Source organism: Pseudomonas oplopanacis (genome assembly GCF_057128725.1).
The window spans coordinates 171,140-185,857 of record NZ_JBSKHV010000008.1 but is presented as its reverse complement, the minus strand read 5'-3'; the positions used below and the strand labels follow the sequence as shown (position 1 = coordinate 185,857).

The window sequence follows — 14,718 nt, the reverse complement described above, 5'->3', positions numbered from 1 at the left end:
CTAATTTCTTCAGGGTTCACCCGATCATTCTGAACCGGAGAACAGCAGATGGCGTCGACAAATGCGGGAATTGGTGTGTTCGCCCGAGCTTTCACGGTGGACGGGGTAGATCCAAATGACCCCACGGCGCAGTTGCCAGGTGATGCAGCAACCAAAGGTGTGAATCTGAACATCCCCCTTTGGGACGCGCCATCCGTTGTGGTCGGGAATAGCGATTTACTGGAAATCTGGGTAAAGGAACCGGGCGTTGCGCTTGAAACGCTTTTCTACAGCAATCGATTTCCTGTCCCGGTCACCATTCCTGCACGGTTCCATCTGCCGGCCCAATACCTGCAACGCCCAGGCGAGATCAGCCTGCGGTACCGGGTGACATCGGGAGACACTGGCAACGAGGACTCAGCGTTGCCACAACGATTCACCTTGAAGGTTCAAATACCGATCAATTTGTTGGAGCTGGTGTTCCCCAACGCCACATTGTGGGGGTACTTCAATTGCAAGACGGTCCCGCCCATGTGGGAGGAAATTCGGGTTCGAATTCCACCACAAGCGGGCAAATTCAAACTCGGCGATCAGTGTTTCCTGGATTGGGAGTCCTTCAGGAGTTTGAATGGACTCGGCGCCATCCCGAACACAGCCACGCGTTTCACCAAGACGTTGACGGCTCAACAAGCGGCCAATGGTTTCGACTTTGTTCTCAAACGGTACGCCAGACTTATCAAGCCAATAAATGGGCTGGGTTCAGCATTGGTTAGTTACTCAATTTATCGAAATGGCATTCCAATGGGAAGGTCCGCTGTAGGGCTCGTCAAGATCGATCGTGTTATTTCAGGGAGTACAACTTTCTGTGGTCCGTGAAGCATTGAAAGAGCAGCAAGCTGCAAGTGTTTAACGTTTAACAGCGTTTTAATCTTAAAGACGTCAATGCCAGATTATCGGAGCATGCAGCCAGCAGTCGCGCGGTTCTCCATCGGGCAATTACGTGTGCGTGTCAATGATTAACTCATCGATGGAGAGTACGAAAATGAATATGCAAGTTAAAACAGGTGGCGGAACTCTGGCTTTACCACCCACCATTGTCGGCCAATTGCCGGATGGTCGCCTGACTTATCAGCAACTTAGGGTAGATAATCAAATAACGGTGCAATTAGCCGATATTGACGATAAAAGCCCAGACGGCGCGGCCAAAATTGAACTCATGGTGTTTCCGAAAGGTGTAACCCCCGTCGAGTTTGACCCAACTTATGTAGTACTTACCAAGAACAAAGACGAACAGACCGGGGGGGACTGGTCATTTCCGATTGATTTCGATATTGCCACCACCGTGCTGATTGATAAGTTTGATACGAACGGTGAGTATGCGTCTTACGAAATGGCTTTCTTCATTTACGATGCCTTTGGGAACGTCGATACCTCGACTACATTCGCCGAAGTCCTGGTCGACTTGACTGCACCTTACCAACCGCAACCCGGCCGAGGCAACGGCACGGGCACACGGCCGACGTCCGTAGCGCTGACAGGCGTGCCTGCCGTCATTGACGACGCCTGGTTGAACGACCCCGCCAACGCACGTGGCCTGAGCCTGATCACTCCTACCAGCTACACAAAATATGAAGCGGACGACAAGATCAACTTTTACCTCTCTAGGCAAACTACCTTTCCATTGATGCAAGGTGAAGGGGCAGCCGTTTCCGACTTTCCTCTGCCGGTGAGTGGCGTGATTAACATTCCGCTAGCGTATCTGAGTGCCTTGGCTGAGGGCTCCTACTTTTCTTCCTACAACCTCACCGACCTGGCGGGCAACATCAGCAATAACGCTAACATCACTAACGCATTCAGAAGGGTCAAGACACCTGCGCCCGAACTTGCTCCGCCAACAATCCTTGGTCGTACGCCGATCACCTTTGTGTCGCTCACAGCACCGAACAAAGTGACCATTGAAATTAAATTTCCACTTAATTCGTTACCCGATGACCGGATTATCCCGTACATCACCTCCGACCAGGCGGGTGCGCCTATTATGTTGCCGGAGCAATCAATTCCAGCCACTGGCACCGGCCCACTGTTGTTCGACGTGGACTACGACGTCTGGGCTCAGGTCTTTGGAGATGCGAACGGGGCCGAGGAGGTGGAGTTCGAGTGTTGGTATGAACTGAGTCGCCCGACTATTCCGGTCAATCCCGTTTCGCCGTCGATCTTTGACGTGGCCAACTTGTCGTACGCAGGTCCAGAACAACCCAACCTGCCTGAACTGGAAAACCCAAACCTTCCGCCGGTTGTGGTCCAGGGCGCCGGCACACCGCCACCAACCCCCAACACCCTTGGCCCAGCTCAAGCAGGCAACGCGGCTGCCATGAACTGGCCTGTATGGACCGACCCGAATCGACCGGTCACTGGCCGTGAAATCGTCAAGTTCTACTACCAGGGCAAACTGGTGGGTGGTCCGATCCCCGTGCGTGCTGGCGATACAACCGTCACCACCAGCTTGCCGTGGGCGACGATTCTGGCTGAAGGGAACGGTATTGGCGCTAATGCCCGAGAGGCTTACGTGACCGTCGAATACCCTGGCAGCGACAACGTGATGAAACAGCTGACCACCACCAAAGTCGATGTGACTGCGATTGTGATCAATCTGCCGGTTGCACAAATTATCGTCTCTGCCTTCAGAACGGCAACCACTGTGGTGCCGGAGCGTGTTGTGACCAGCATCAACTGCCCAAGCCTCAACCACCCGACGGTGGCGAATGGCGCGATGCCGCCTTATCAGCCGCGCCAGTTGCGGATCAGGATCCGTCGCGATATCAACATCCCGACGGGTGCCATGGTCAATCTGAATTTTGAAGGGCGGACAACCAACGCGGTGGGCGGGCCTTCCATCCCAGGCACGCTGATTACCGCTTCATTGCCGATGCCGGCGACGGGTGACCTGGAGTTCAGGCTCACGAACTACACAGCGATCAGGACGATCCAGTTGCCAAGCACTGTTCCGGGTCAACGTCCTGCTACCCGCTATGCGCGGATCGCTTACACCGTCAACGGGGTTGTGTCCGAGACCGTTGTGCCTGTGGCGCTGTTGAACTCGAGCCTGGTGTATTGCGAGCAAGAGCGTCCTGAAACTCCTTAACTGAGCTTCAAGTAAAACTTCTTACTGTTGGAGGCGGCACTAGTTGTCGTCTCCATCAGTGGAAGCGAAGTGTTGTACGTCCAGATACGGAGCCTCGCACATCAAAAATGGATAAGTCGTACGCACACAAAGATTTGTCCTACATATCACTGGGTAGGTAAACCGTAGTCTGGCGGCCGTTTTAGTCCGGCTCGTGCACCGTTTGAGTCGGAGACTTGTTCCTGACGGAATGCTATCGAGTAGGGCTCAACTATGTCGTCAAAGTCGCAACTTCCATTACCCCAAACATCAATCGGCATCTGGACATTATCGTTTATGTCCTTGATGTTGAATTCATCACTGATTCAGGCTGCCACCGTCCCTACGGGCACCAGCCAGTCCATCGACGCCACTACCCCCGTTGAGACCTGGCAACTTCAAACCAACGCCGCACTGCTCGGCTCCGGAGCTACAACGCTAGGTATCACCAGTGCACCGGGTGGGACAGTCAACCTGAGCAACTCGAGCACGACCACCGACGGAACAGGTGGTTTTGTCCACGGGATTACCCTGACAAACGCCAGCGCCACGCTGAGCAACTCAACGGTGACCAGTGCCACCGGAATGGGGATATCGGCTGTACGCGGTGTCGCAAGCGTCGGCGGTTCCAAGGTCACCCTGCGTGACCGGTCTGTTGTTCGAGGTTTCCAAGGGGGTATCGCGGGCAACCGTTTCAGTGACATCAACATCCAGAACTCGACCGTCGAAGGCACCGGTGCCAACAGCTTCGGGGTTCGCGTGCTTGAGGGGTCATTGGTGGCCAGCGGTAGCACGATTACCGGGGGGCTCAACGGCGTGACCGTGGGCACTGACACTCTGGCAACGACGGTCATTCCTACGACGATCGTCCTGGACAGTACTCGGGTGGAAGGCAAGACCGGCTCGGCCATTGTGGTCGGCATCAATGCGCCGAACTTTCCAACCGTGGCCAACATCCAGGTACGCAATCGCTCGACCCTGGCTTCCGGTAACAACACGGTGCTGGAAGTCCGCCCGGGCGCGTCGGCCAATTTTCTGGTTGATAACAGCGACTTGACCGGCAGTGTGGTGGTCGCCGCGGGTAGTTCAGCCGACGTCACGTTGCAAAACAATGCGTCATTGGTGGGTGATTTACAGAACGTGACCTCTGCAACACTCAACAATCAGGCGCGGATGACCGGCAACGTGTTGGGCGCCTCCAGCGTGGTCATCGACAACGCATCTACGCTGAACGGCAATCTGCAAAATGTGACCAATGCAAGAATCGACCACCAGAGCGTGGTGACGGGCAACGTGGTGGACGGCGCGAGCGTGGTGATCGACAACGCGTCTACGCTCAACGGCAATCTGCAAAATGTGGCCAATGCAACAATCAACAACCGGAGCGTGATGAATGGCAACGTAGTGGGCGCCGCGAGCGTAGTGATCGATAACGCCTCGACGTTCACCGGCAATTTGCAGGACGTGGCCCATGCCACGATCAGCAACCAGAGCGTGATGACCGGGAATGTCAACGCTGCCGCTGACAGCATTGCCGATCTGACATTAAGCAACGGCGCCAGCCTGACCGGTCAGGTGAACAATGTCGCCAATTTCTCGATCGGCAATAGTGCGCTGTGGCAAATGACTGACAGCCAGTCAGTTAACAACCTCACGCTCAATAATGGCGGGCGAGTACGCTTTGGCGGGAATCAGGACTACTTCCAGCTGAACGTGGCCAACCTGGCAGGCAGCGGTACGTTCGAGATGGGTACGGATTTCAACAGGGGTGTCAGCGACCTGTTGAATGTCACCGGCAGCGCAGCCGGCAATCATCAGTTACTGGTGACCAGTACAGGCCTTGAACCGGTCAATGACTCGTCGATCAAGGTCGTGCAGAGCGTCGCAGGCAGTGCTCAGTATGGCCTGGTCAACGATCGGGTCGACGTGGGTGCATTCACTTACCGCTTGGCCAAGGAAGGTGATGACTGGTACCTGCAACCCGATAAAACAGTCGTCAGCACGCCGACCCGCACCGCCCTGGCAATTAACGCCGCAGCGCCGACAGTGGGCTGGGGCGAGATGGTATTATTGAGCAACCGGATGGGGGATCTGCGCAAACTTGAGGTGCAAACAGGGACTTGGGTTCGTTCTTTTGGTAGTCGATACAGCATCAGCAACAACGCTTACGGCGATGGTTACAGCCAGAACCAGTACGGGCTTTCGATGGGGGTCGACACCCCCGTACAGATTGCAGGCGAGCAGGTATTACTGGGCGTGTTTGCCGGCTACAGCAAGTCAAACCTCGATTTGAGTCGCGGCAGCGCCGGTGAAATCGATAGCACGTCCCTTGGCCTCTATGGCACGTGGCTGGGCAATAGCGGTTATTACCTGGATACCGTGGCCAAACTTAATCATTTCCGCAACGATGCCAAAGTATCGATGAGTGATGGCAGTCAAACCAAAGGTCATTACAACAACTTGGGTGCGAGTGTGTCCGGCGAGCTTGGCAAGCACATCGACATCAGCGACGGGTATTACGCAGAAGTGTTTACCCAGTGGCAGGGCGCCGCCGTGCAAGGCAAGAATTTCAATCTGGACAACGGTTTGAATGTTGATGCCGACACCACGCGTTCGCTGCTGGGCAAGGCGGGTGTGACGCTGGGGCGCGCCATGACACTGGCCAACGGGAGCGTTTTGCAACCGCGTATTCGGACAGCCGTTGTTCGTGAATTCGTGAACAATAACGAAGTGCGAGTCAACAACAACAAGTTTAACAATGACCTGTCGGGCAACCGGCTCGAAGTCGGGGCCGGTGGTTCATGGACATTGAACAATCGCTGGCAACTCCATGCAGAATTGGAAACCAGTAAAGGTGACAATGTCACCAAAGACTATGGTGTGAACATGGGGGCTCATTACTCGTTCTAAGTGTGACGTAAAAAAGGGAAGCGCTGGCTTCCCTTTTTTATTGATAGCACTGTGAACTATCCTGCTTTTAGTACTTGAAAGTTACCTTTGAGAATAAAGGTCTCACCGTCAGTATTTGGCAGTTCGAGGTTGACATTGAAGGAGCCTTTGACGTTTTCCCCTGACGCTAGCTCCAGTTTGATTTCGCCCGAATCACCTTCGTAAATAGTGCCGTCTTCGTCTTTGAAGCTAAAGCTCACGTCTGCGCGAGTTTTCAGTGAATGCACACCCGTTTCGAAATCGCCGGGTACGCACATATGGATTTCTCGAACAGGCGAGCTTTTAGCTCTTGTTTTTGGGGTTGGCCGTTCAACGGCAGTAATCTTGACGGTGTCAATTTTATTGAGGCCTGCTTTAAGCTTGTCGATGAGTCGGGAAGTAGCGACAAATGCCGGAATTTCTTTGTGAGTTGCAAAAACGGCGGCAGTGACATAGTTGCCCTCTGCAAAGCTGGTACGTTGGATTGAAGCGCTCATGGATTCGGTCTCCGTTACGTTAAGTAAGGTATCCAAAGGCCATGCTCGGCCCTAATCCTGGATGAACTATAAAAGCCCGTTAGGGGGTAGGTTGTAAACTGTCATTGTTGACAGTTTACAAGGGCTGGCATTCGTGAAATTAATGACGAAACCATGGCGCAAGATGTCTGCTGGCAGGTCCTTGTCGCGCTCTTCTCTATACCGTGACCGGCAACCAGACAGCACATAGCAACAACACGCTCATCCCTCTATTGAAATACGTTTGCGCGGCGGGTGAGCGCAACAATTTGCCAGACTTCGCCCCCACTATCGCCCAGCCCCCCACACACGGCAGTGATACCAAAAAGAACACCAGCGACAATTGCATCACTTGCAGCATTTTTCCTGCACTGCTCCCGGAAAAAACACCGACCACGGCCAACGCCATCATCCAGGTCTTTGGGTTTATCCATTGGAGCCCGGCCGCGCTCCATAATCCGAGTCGAGGCGTGCCGGACGTGGACTGTGGATCGATTCTGTCTGGCGGCGAACGAAAAATCTGCCACGCCAGGTAACTGAGCCAGACAATGCCGGCCCATCGCAGGGATGTTTCTATAAGGGGATGAGCGTTCAAGGCTTGCCCGAAACCGCTGCCTACCAGCAATACAACCAGCGCGGCACTGGTGCACGCACCGAAAATGATCGGCAAAGTCGCCTTGAAGCCATACCGGGCGCTGTTGCTCAGCACCAGAATGTTGGTCGGTCCCGGCGTGATGGACGCGACAAAAGCGAACAGCACAAACGGCAACAACGTGGGGAAAGTGGACGACATGACAATGGGCTCCGTGAATGATCTCAGGAGCTGATCCTCACAAAGTCGGCCTCACGCGTCTGGAAGATTTGAGCAGCGCTTGCGGTACATGGCCGGCGTCATGCCATACGCCCGCACAAACCAGCGCCCCAGATGGCTCTGATCGGCAAAACCCAGTTCCATCGCCACCGTCGCCGGCTGTTCGCCACGGGCCAACAGGCGTCGGGCAGTGGCCAGGCGCAGTTGCACCAGGTACGCATGGGGCGCCATGCCGTAGGCTGCTTTGAACGCGCGGGTCAGGCGGAATCGGTCGACACCGGTTGCCGCCGCCACCTGATCGAGACCGATGTCGAATCGGGCGTTGGCGTGCAAGTACTCCCGGGCTTTTTGCGCAACCAGCGGCAGGCGCGGGTCTTGGGCATAACGGGTGCGCCAGTGCAGGTGGCTGGTCAGGCGTTCAAGCAACCCGTCGAGGGCGGTCTGGCGCACGATCTTCAGTTCGCCGCCATGCAGGGTCTGGAAGGCGAGGCTGGTGGCGTGGGCCAGTCGTGCGTCGCTGGCCAGTGTGTTGGCGAAACTCAATTGACTGTTGTCGGGGGCAGTTTCGAATACCGCACTCAGTTCGCGCCTGAGCCACTGTGGATCGAGGTACAGCATGCGATAGGTGAAGCCATCCTCGGTTGGCGCTTCGCCGTCGTGGATGTCGCCTGGTTCGAGCAAAAACACCTTGCCCGGCGTGCTTTGGTGGCGGGTACGCCGGCAATTGAATTGCTGGACGCCTTGCTCGGTCACGCCCACCAGATAGCTGTCGTGCCAGTGCGGATCGTAAGCGTGGCCTTCGAAATGCGCGCGCAGGGTCTCGATGCCGGTGTCGGCATCCTGGGCCAGGTCGATCCAGTTGTGAGGGGCCATGAGCACCTGAAAGAAAGTGTATGACCCTGGCAGGTTAGCGCGGGATGGGGGGCGGGTGTCTAGAAGGTTTGTGCGCCCCCGGTAGTCCCAACGAGTTTTTGGGGCTACCGGCGGTATGGCACCGACTGATGTTACTTACGCCAAACGAACTGACCATTTTCCACCGATACCATTTTATCGGGACTGCCTATGCCTACAGCTTCGAAAGTCAGACTACCTACAAAAAGATCTTCTGTCGGGTCAAATTCGAGATCAAGCGTGCCTCTGATCGCTTTAAAAACCTCAGGGGCCTGATTCGGTGTGAAGTACGTGGCGACAATCTCATCATTATCGGTGCCGAATGAATGGTTCCCGGCCTTAAGGCTTTCCTTGATACGGAGGACAATTTTGTGTTGTTTGGGTGGAAGCAGTTCCCAAACCGTCTGAACTGCAACGAGTTCCAAATGCTGATCAATGAGCTTGACAGCAACGCTGTCAGACTTGAATTTATCGCTGATGCCGCCTTTCAAATCTGCACTGAGCGTGTTTTCGTTCACCTGGGCAATGGCGGTGGCTGAGAGTGTCGATCCTTGAGGTTGTTTAGTAGGCATGGTGTTGCTCCTTGGCCAATGGATTCGGCAGGAAAGGAATTCCTGTATGCCCAACATAAGTCAAAGACTATTGCAGCGAAACTGTCAAAGATGACAGGTATAAAGAAATGCTCCGTAATCGCGTTTCAAGATTAATCAACCAAATAGCCCCGCTGCGATGTTGATCGAAAAGCCGAGAATCGCCGTGTTGAACAGAAAACCGATCAGCGACTGCGCCAATACAATCTTGCGCATGCCCCGGGTCGCCACGCCGACATCCGAGGTCTGCACCGCCACGCTGATGGTGAACGAGAAATACAGGAAGTCCCAGTAATTGGGGGTTTCCAGGCCTTCGGCGAAGCGTAGGGCCGGGTCTTTGCCGTTCCAGGTGTAGAACAGACGGGCATAGTGCACACAGAAAATCACCCCGATCAGCAGCCATGAACCCATCACAGTCAGTGCCGTGAACGCGTAGTGGAGCAGTTTGGAGGTCGTTTCCAGTTCCTTGCTGCCGGCCAGTTCGAAGGTGATGGTCGCCAGGCTGGCGATGGCGGCGATGCACACCATAAACAGCACCAATCCGGCGTTTTCGTCCTCGATCTCGGCAATGCGCTTCACGTCCGGCGCCTTGGCGCGGGTGGCGAGCCACAGAATGAGGATCAGGTAAGTCCAGACCCCGGCATTCCAGCCGATGAGGATCTTGCTGATGACCGAGTCGGCGGGGACCAGAATACCTGCCGCGATACCGAGGGTGGTTGCGGCTGACAGGCGAGGGTGGGTATGGGCGAGAAAAGGCATGGACACTCACGATGACGGCGTGTCGATGCACCTTAGCTCAGGCAGGTGGAGTTGTGTAAGGCTTACAGTGAAAGTACGTCAGCGAGTCTTGAATACTGGACGGAGCCGCTGACGTTCAAATATTGCTACGTAGTTTTTTTTGTACTGATTTTCATTTTGCCGTCGTCGACTTCAATCTTAAGCTTGAATCGACTGGGCAAGTCCACTTAGCGAAAACCTTGCATCAGTGATGCTTGATACTTGATCACCGCCGGCCGCGTCAAAATTAAAATCGCCGGTCATCTTATCGGTTGATTTATTGAAGGAAATCTGAAGCAAACCGCTGGTCGACAGCATGTCATAAGAATCACCTTCATCTTTGAAATACCCGCATCTTCCATAGGCCTTCCCGCTGTTGGCCGGATTGAGTTCGAATGGTGTGAGTGTCCCGTCACTCGGGAGCTCTGCTTTGTTTATGACTAAATCAAGTGATAGCAACAGATCACCCGTTCGATACTCAGCGCTGATTAGCCATTCGCTGCCGGGACCTCTAATGGAGACGGTTTGAGCGTCGAATGGGTGGTTTTTTCCTTCTACCGCAACTTTCGCTGTAAAGGTTCTTTCTGTAGCATTTCTGTTCGGCATATTCATTTTTTCGGCTCCTGCCATCTGGCATCAGGTTGAAAATCACTGCGGGTGTGTGAGGTTCCAACCTAATACCTGTGTGGCACAAATTCTACTGTCACTTCTGACAGGTTTAAGCCCGGATTTTTTATGCCGAAGAGTTATGTCGACTCCTGGGCCGCGAGGGGTGTTTCAGGGGTTCCGGTTTTGCCGTGCCGCTTACTCACCAGCTTCATCACCACCACAAAAAACACCGGCACAAACACCACCGCCAACGTCGCCGTAATCATCCCGCCAATCACTCCGGTGCCAATTGCCTGCTGGCTCGCCGAGCTGGCGCCCGTGGCAATCGCCAGGGGCACCACGCCCAGAATGAACGCCAACGACGTCATCACAATCGGTCGCAACCGCAACCGTGCGGCTTGCAGGGTGGCGTCGATCAGGTCATGCCCCTCGTCATACAGGCTCTTGGCGAACTCGATGATCAGAATCGCGTTTTTCGCCGACAGGCCGATGATGGTGATCAGTCCGACCTTGAAGAACACATCATTGGGCATGCCGCGAAAGGTCACGGCCAATACCGCACCGAGCACGCCAAGCGGCACCACCAGCAGCACCGACGTCGGAATCGACCAGCTCTCATACAGCGCCGCCAGGCACAGAAACACGATCAGCAGCGACAGGCCGAGCAGAATTGGCGCCTGACTGCCGGACAAGCGTTCCTGCAGCGACAACCCGGTCCATTCCTGCCCCAATCCCGCCGGCCCTTGCGCCACCAGGCGCTCGATTTCCGCCATGGCTTCCCCGGTGCTGTGCCCCGGCGACGGCTCACCGGAAATGGCAATCGCCGGGTAACCGTTGTAGCGCGTCAGTTGCGCCGGGCCCTGGGTCCATTTGGCCTGGACGAAGGCCGACAGGGGCACCATTTTTCCGTTGCTGTTGCGTACGTGCATTTTCAGCAGATCAGCCACCTGACTGCGCTGATCACCTTCGGCCTGCACCACCACCCGTTGCATCCGCCCCTGATTGGGGAAGTCGTTGATGTACGCCGAACCGACGGCCGTGGACAGCACGTTGCCGATGTCGGCGAAGGACACGCCCAGCGCGTTGGCTTGCTTGCGGTCGACCTCCAGTTGCACTTGCGGTGCCTCGGCCAAGGCGCTTTCGCGAACGTTCATCAGGATCGGGCTCTTCTCAGCCGCTGCGAGCAGTTCACTGCGCGCCTGCATCAGCGTGGCATGGCCGAGGCCGCCGCGGTCCTGCAAACGGAACTCGAAACCGCTGGAGGTGCCAAGGCCGTCAACCGGTGGCGGCAAAACCGAGAACACTACGGCGTCCTTGATCTCACTCAGCGCGATGTTGGCCCGGTCGGCAATCGAACTCGCCGAGTCGTCACTGCCGCGTACAGACCAATCCTTGAGCGTGGAAAATGCCAGCGCCGCGTTCTGCCCGCTGCCGGAAAAACTGAAGCCGAGAATGATCGTGCTGTCGCCGATGCCCGGTTCAGTGGCGTTATGCGCTTCAATCTGCTCAACCACCTGCACCGTGCGGTTCTTGCTCGCGCCCGGTGGCAGCTGAATGTCGGTGATGGTGTAACCCTGATCCTCAACCGGCAGGAACGAGGAGGGTAGACGACTGAAACACACGCCCAGACCGATCAGCAACACACCGTAGATCAGCAGGTATCGGCCGGTGCGTTTCAACGCATAGGCGACCCAGCCTTGATAGCGCTCGGTCAAGCGTTCAAAGCCACGGTTGAACCAGCCAAAAAAGCCGGTTTTTTCGTGATGCTCACCCTTGGCGATGGGCTTGAGCAGCGTCGCACACAGCGCCGGGGTCAGCGTCAGCGCAAGGAATGCCGAGAACAGGATCGACGTGGCCATCGACAACGAGAACTGCTGGTAAATCACCCCGACCGAGCCCTGCATGAACGCCATCGGAATGAACACCGCCACCAGCACCAGCGTAATGCCGATGATTGCCCCGGTGATCTGCGTCATCGCCTTGCGCGTCGCCTCCTTGGGCGACAGGCCTTCAGTGGCCATGATCCGTTCGACGTTCTCCACCACCACAATGGCGTCGTCCACCAGAATACCGATGGCCAGCACCATGCCGAACATGGTCAATACGTTGATCGAGAAGCCCAGCGCCAGCATGGTTGCAAACGTGCCCATCAACGCGACCGGCACCACCAGCGTCGGGATCAGCGTGTAGCGAATGTTTTGCAGGAACAGGAACATCACCGCAAACACCAGCAGCATCGCCTCGCCGAGGGTGTAAACCACTTTGGTGATCGAGACTTTGACGAAAGGCGAGGTGTCGTACGGGATCTTGTATTCCACACCGGCCGGGAAGTAGCGCGCCAGTTCATCCATCTTCGCGCGCACTAGCGTGGCGGTGCTCAGGGCATTGGCGCCCGGGGCCAGTTGCACGCTGACGGCGGTCGATGGCTTGCCGTTCAGGCGGGTGGAGAAGTTGTATTCCTGGCTACCGATCTCGACCCGCGCGACATCGCCGATGCGCACGGTGGATCCGTCGGGATTGGCCTTGAGCACGATGTCGGCAAATTCTTCCGGCGTCGACAACTGGCCTTTGACCAGAATGGTCGCGGTGATTTCCTGCGTGGTGCGGGTCGGCAAGTCGCCGATGCTGCCAGCGGAGACCTGGGCGTTCTGCGCGACGATGGCGGCGTTGACGTCCGCCGGGGTCAGGTTGAAACCGATCAACTTCTGCGGGTCGATCCAGATGCGCATCGCCCGTTCGGCGCCATACAACTGCGCCTTGCCGACACCGTCCAGGCGCTTGATCTCGTTCATCACGTTGCGCGCCAGGTAATCGCTGAGCGCTACGTCATCAAGTTTACCGTCGCTGGAGGTGAGGGTGACCAGCAGCAGGAAACCGGCGGAAACTTTCTCGACTTGCAGGCCTTGCTGAATGACCGCTTGTGGCAGCCGTGATTCCACGACTTTCAGGCGGTTTTGCACATCGACCTGAGCCATTTCCGGGTCAGTGCCCGGCTGGAAAGTCGCCTTGATGGTGGCGCTGCCGAGGCTGCTTTGCGACTCGAAGTACAGCAAATGGTCGGCGCCGTTGAGTTCTTCCTCGATCAGGCTGACCACGCTCTCGTCCACGGTCTGCGCCGAAGCGCCCGGGTACTGGGCGTAAATTTCAATTTGCGGCGGTGCAACGTCGGGGTATTGCGCCACCGGCAACTGCGGAATGGCCAATGCACCGGCCAGCAGGATGAACAACGCAACCACCCAGGCAAACACCGGGCGATCAATAAAGAACTGCGGCATAAAAAGCGTCCTGCTTACTGACCAGAAACCTGGGCAAGTGGAAGAGGGGAACTGTCGATCTGCACCTGCTCACCGGGGCGTGCGTGTTGCAGGCCTTCGGTGACGATGCGGTCGCCAGGCTTGAGGCCGCCGGTGACGATCCAGCGATCGTCCTGCACCGCGCCCAGTTCAACCGGTTGCAGGCCGACGCGCTGCCCGGCGTCCAGCAGCAACACATGAGCAATGCCCGCGCTGTCGCGTTGGATCGCCCTTTGCGGCACGCTGATGCCTTGCTGGTTCACCGCCTGCTCCAGACGAACCCGCACGAAACTGCCGGGCAGCAAGTCGAGGTCCGGGTTGGGGAATTCGCTGCGCAGGATGATCTGGCCAGTGCCCGGGTCGACGGTGATGTCGGTGAACAACAGCTTGCCCGGCAGCGGGTAGAGGCTGCCATCGTCCTGGATCAACGTGGCTTTGGCCTGGCCCTGGCCGACTTGCTGCAACTGGCCGGAGCGGAAGGCGCGGCGCAGGTCGTTGAGTTCGCGGGTCGACTGGGTCAGGTCGGCATGGATCGGATTGAGCTGCTGGATCAGCGCCAGTGGCGTGGTTTCGTTCTGCCCGACCAGCGCGCCTTCGGTCACCAGCGCGCGGCCGACTCGACCGGAAATCGGTGCGGTGACGGTGGCATAACCGAGGTTCAGTTTCGCCCGTTCCACGGCGGCTTTGTTGGCGGCAACATCGGCCGCAGTTTGCCGGGTATTGGCCCGCGCATTGTCGTAATCCTGGCCGCTGATGGCGTTGCCTTCGATCAACTGGGCATAGCGCTGTTCCTGCAGTCGAGCCTGGAATGCATTGGCCTCGGCCTTGCGCAACGCCGCCTCTGCGCTGTCCAGGTCAGCCTTGAAGGGGGCCGGATCGATACGGAACAGCACGTCGCCTTTTTTTACATCGCTGCCTTCGTTGAAGGTGCGTTGCAACACGACGCCAGCGACGCGGGCGCGAACCTCGGCGATCCGTGGCGCAGCAATCCGCCCGCTCAATTCGCTGGTGATCGACAGGGGGCGGGCTTCGATGGTTTCGATGCGCACGGTGGCCAACGGCGCCTGTTCTTCGGCGGTGGAGGACTTGTCACAGGCGCTCAGCGTCAGCGCCAGTGCGAGCAGGCCGAGCGTGGCGAACAGATTCTTTGACATGCAATTACCCC

At 56.7% G+C, this 14,718-nt stretch carries 11 protein-coding genes; 3 read left to right on the top strand and 8 right to left on the bottom strand.

Annotated elements, in window-relative coordinates; genetic code table 11:
- Positions 1–48 precede the first annotated feature (48 nt).
- The 3 genes from ACWKV5_RS17655 (at position 49) to ACWKV5_RS17645 (ending at position 6,049) form a co-directional block, all read left to right on the top strand.
- Positions 49–855, top strand: a complete 807-nt coding sequence (locus tag ACWKV5_RS17655) for a hypothetical protein (RefSeq protein ID WP_483842332.1) — start codon at positions 49–51, stop codon at positions 853–855.
- Between the two features lie 166 nt (positions 856–1,021).
- Positions 1,022–3,121, top strand: coding sequence for a hypothetical protein (locus ACWKV5_RS17650; protein WP_483842331.1), 2,100 nt, complete (start codon positions 1,022–1,024; stop codon positions 3,119–3,121).
- Between the two features lie 252 nt (positions 3,122–3,373).
- Entirely contained in the window at positions 3,374–6,049 is a 2,676-nt protein-coding gene (locus tag ACWKV5_RS17645; protein WP_483842330.1) for an autotransporter outer membrane beta-barrel domain-containing protein, read from the top strand.
- A 56-nt stretch (positions 6,050–6,105) separates the two neighbouring features.
- Here the strand turns inward: ACWKV5_RS17645 and ACWKV5_RS17640 are convergent, their stop codons facing one another.
- The 8 genes from ACWKV5_RS17640 to ACWKV5_RS17605 all read right to left on the bottom strand — a co-directional run bounded on the left by ACWKV5_RS17640 (position 6,106) and on the right by ACWKV5_RS17605 (position 14,707).
- Entirely contained in the window at positions 6,106–6,564 is a 459-nt protein-coding gene (locus tag ACWKV5_RS17640) for a hypothetical protein (RefSeq protein ID WP_483842329.1), read from the bottom strand.
- A 196-nt stretch (positions 6,565–6,760) separates the two neighbouring features.
- A complete protein-coding gene (locus ACWKV5_RS17635) occupies positions 6,761–7,375 on the bottom strand; it encodes a LysE family translocator (protein ID WP_483842328.1) in 615 nt (204 codons plus the stop codon).
- A gap of 51 nt (positions 7,376–7,426) precedes the next feature.
- Positions 7,427–8,266 (bottom strand): AraC family transcriptional regulator, encoded by an 840-nt coding sequence (locus tag ACWKV5_RS17630; protein ID WP_483842327.1) that lies wholly within the window; start codon positions 8,264–8,266, stop codon positions 7,427–7,429.
- Between the two features lie 131 nt (positions 8,267–8,397).
- Complete coding sequence (locus ACWKV5_RS17625; protein ID WP_483842326.1) at positions 8,398–8,856, bottom strand: hypothetical protein; 459 nt, start codon at positions 8,854–8,856, stop codon at positions 8,398–8,400.
- A 135-nt stretch (positions 8,857–8,991) separates the two neighbouring features.
- Positions 8,992–9,633 (bottom strand): DUF1345 domain-containing protein, encoded by a 642-nt coding sequence (locus tag ACWKV5_RS17620; protein ID WP_483842325.1) that lies wholly within the window; start codon positions 9,631–9,633, stop codon positions 8,992–8,994.
- Positions 9,634–9,810: 177 nt separating this feature from the next.
- Complete coding sequence (locus ACWKV5_RS17615; RefSeq protein WP_483842324.1) at positions 9,811–10,263, bottom strand: hypothetical protein; 453 nt, start codon at positions 10,261–10,263, stop codon at positions 9,811–9,813.
- Between the two features lie 134 nt (positions 10,264–10,397).
- Entirely contained in the window at positions 10,398–13,535 is a 3,138-nt protein-coding gene (locus ACWKV5_RS17610; protein ID WP_483842323.1) for a multidrug efflux RND transporter permease subunit, read from the bottom strand.
- A gap of 14 nt (positions 13,536–13,549) precedes the next feature.
- A complete protein-coding gene (locus ACWKV5_RS17605) occupies positions 13,550–14,707 on the bottom strand; it encodes an efflux RND transporter periplasmic adaptor subunit (RefSeq protein WP_483842322.1) in 1,158 nt (385 codons plus the stop codon).
- Positions 14,708–14,718 lie beyond the last annotated feature (11 nt).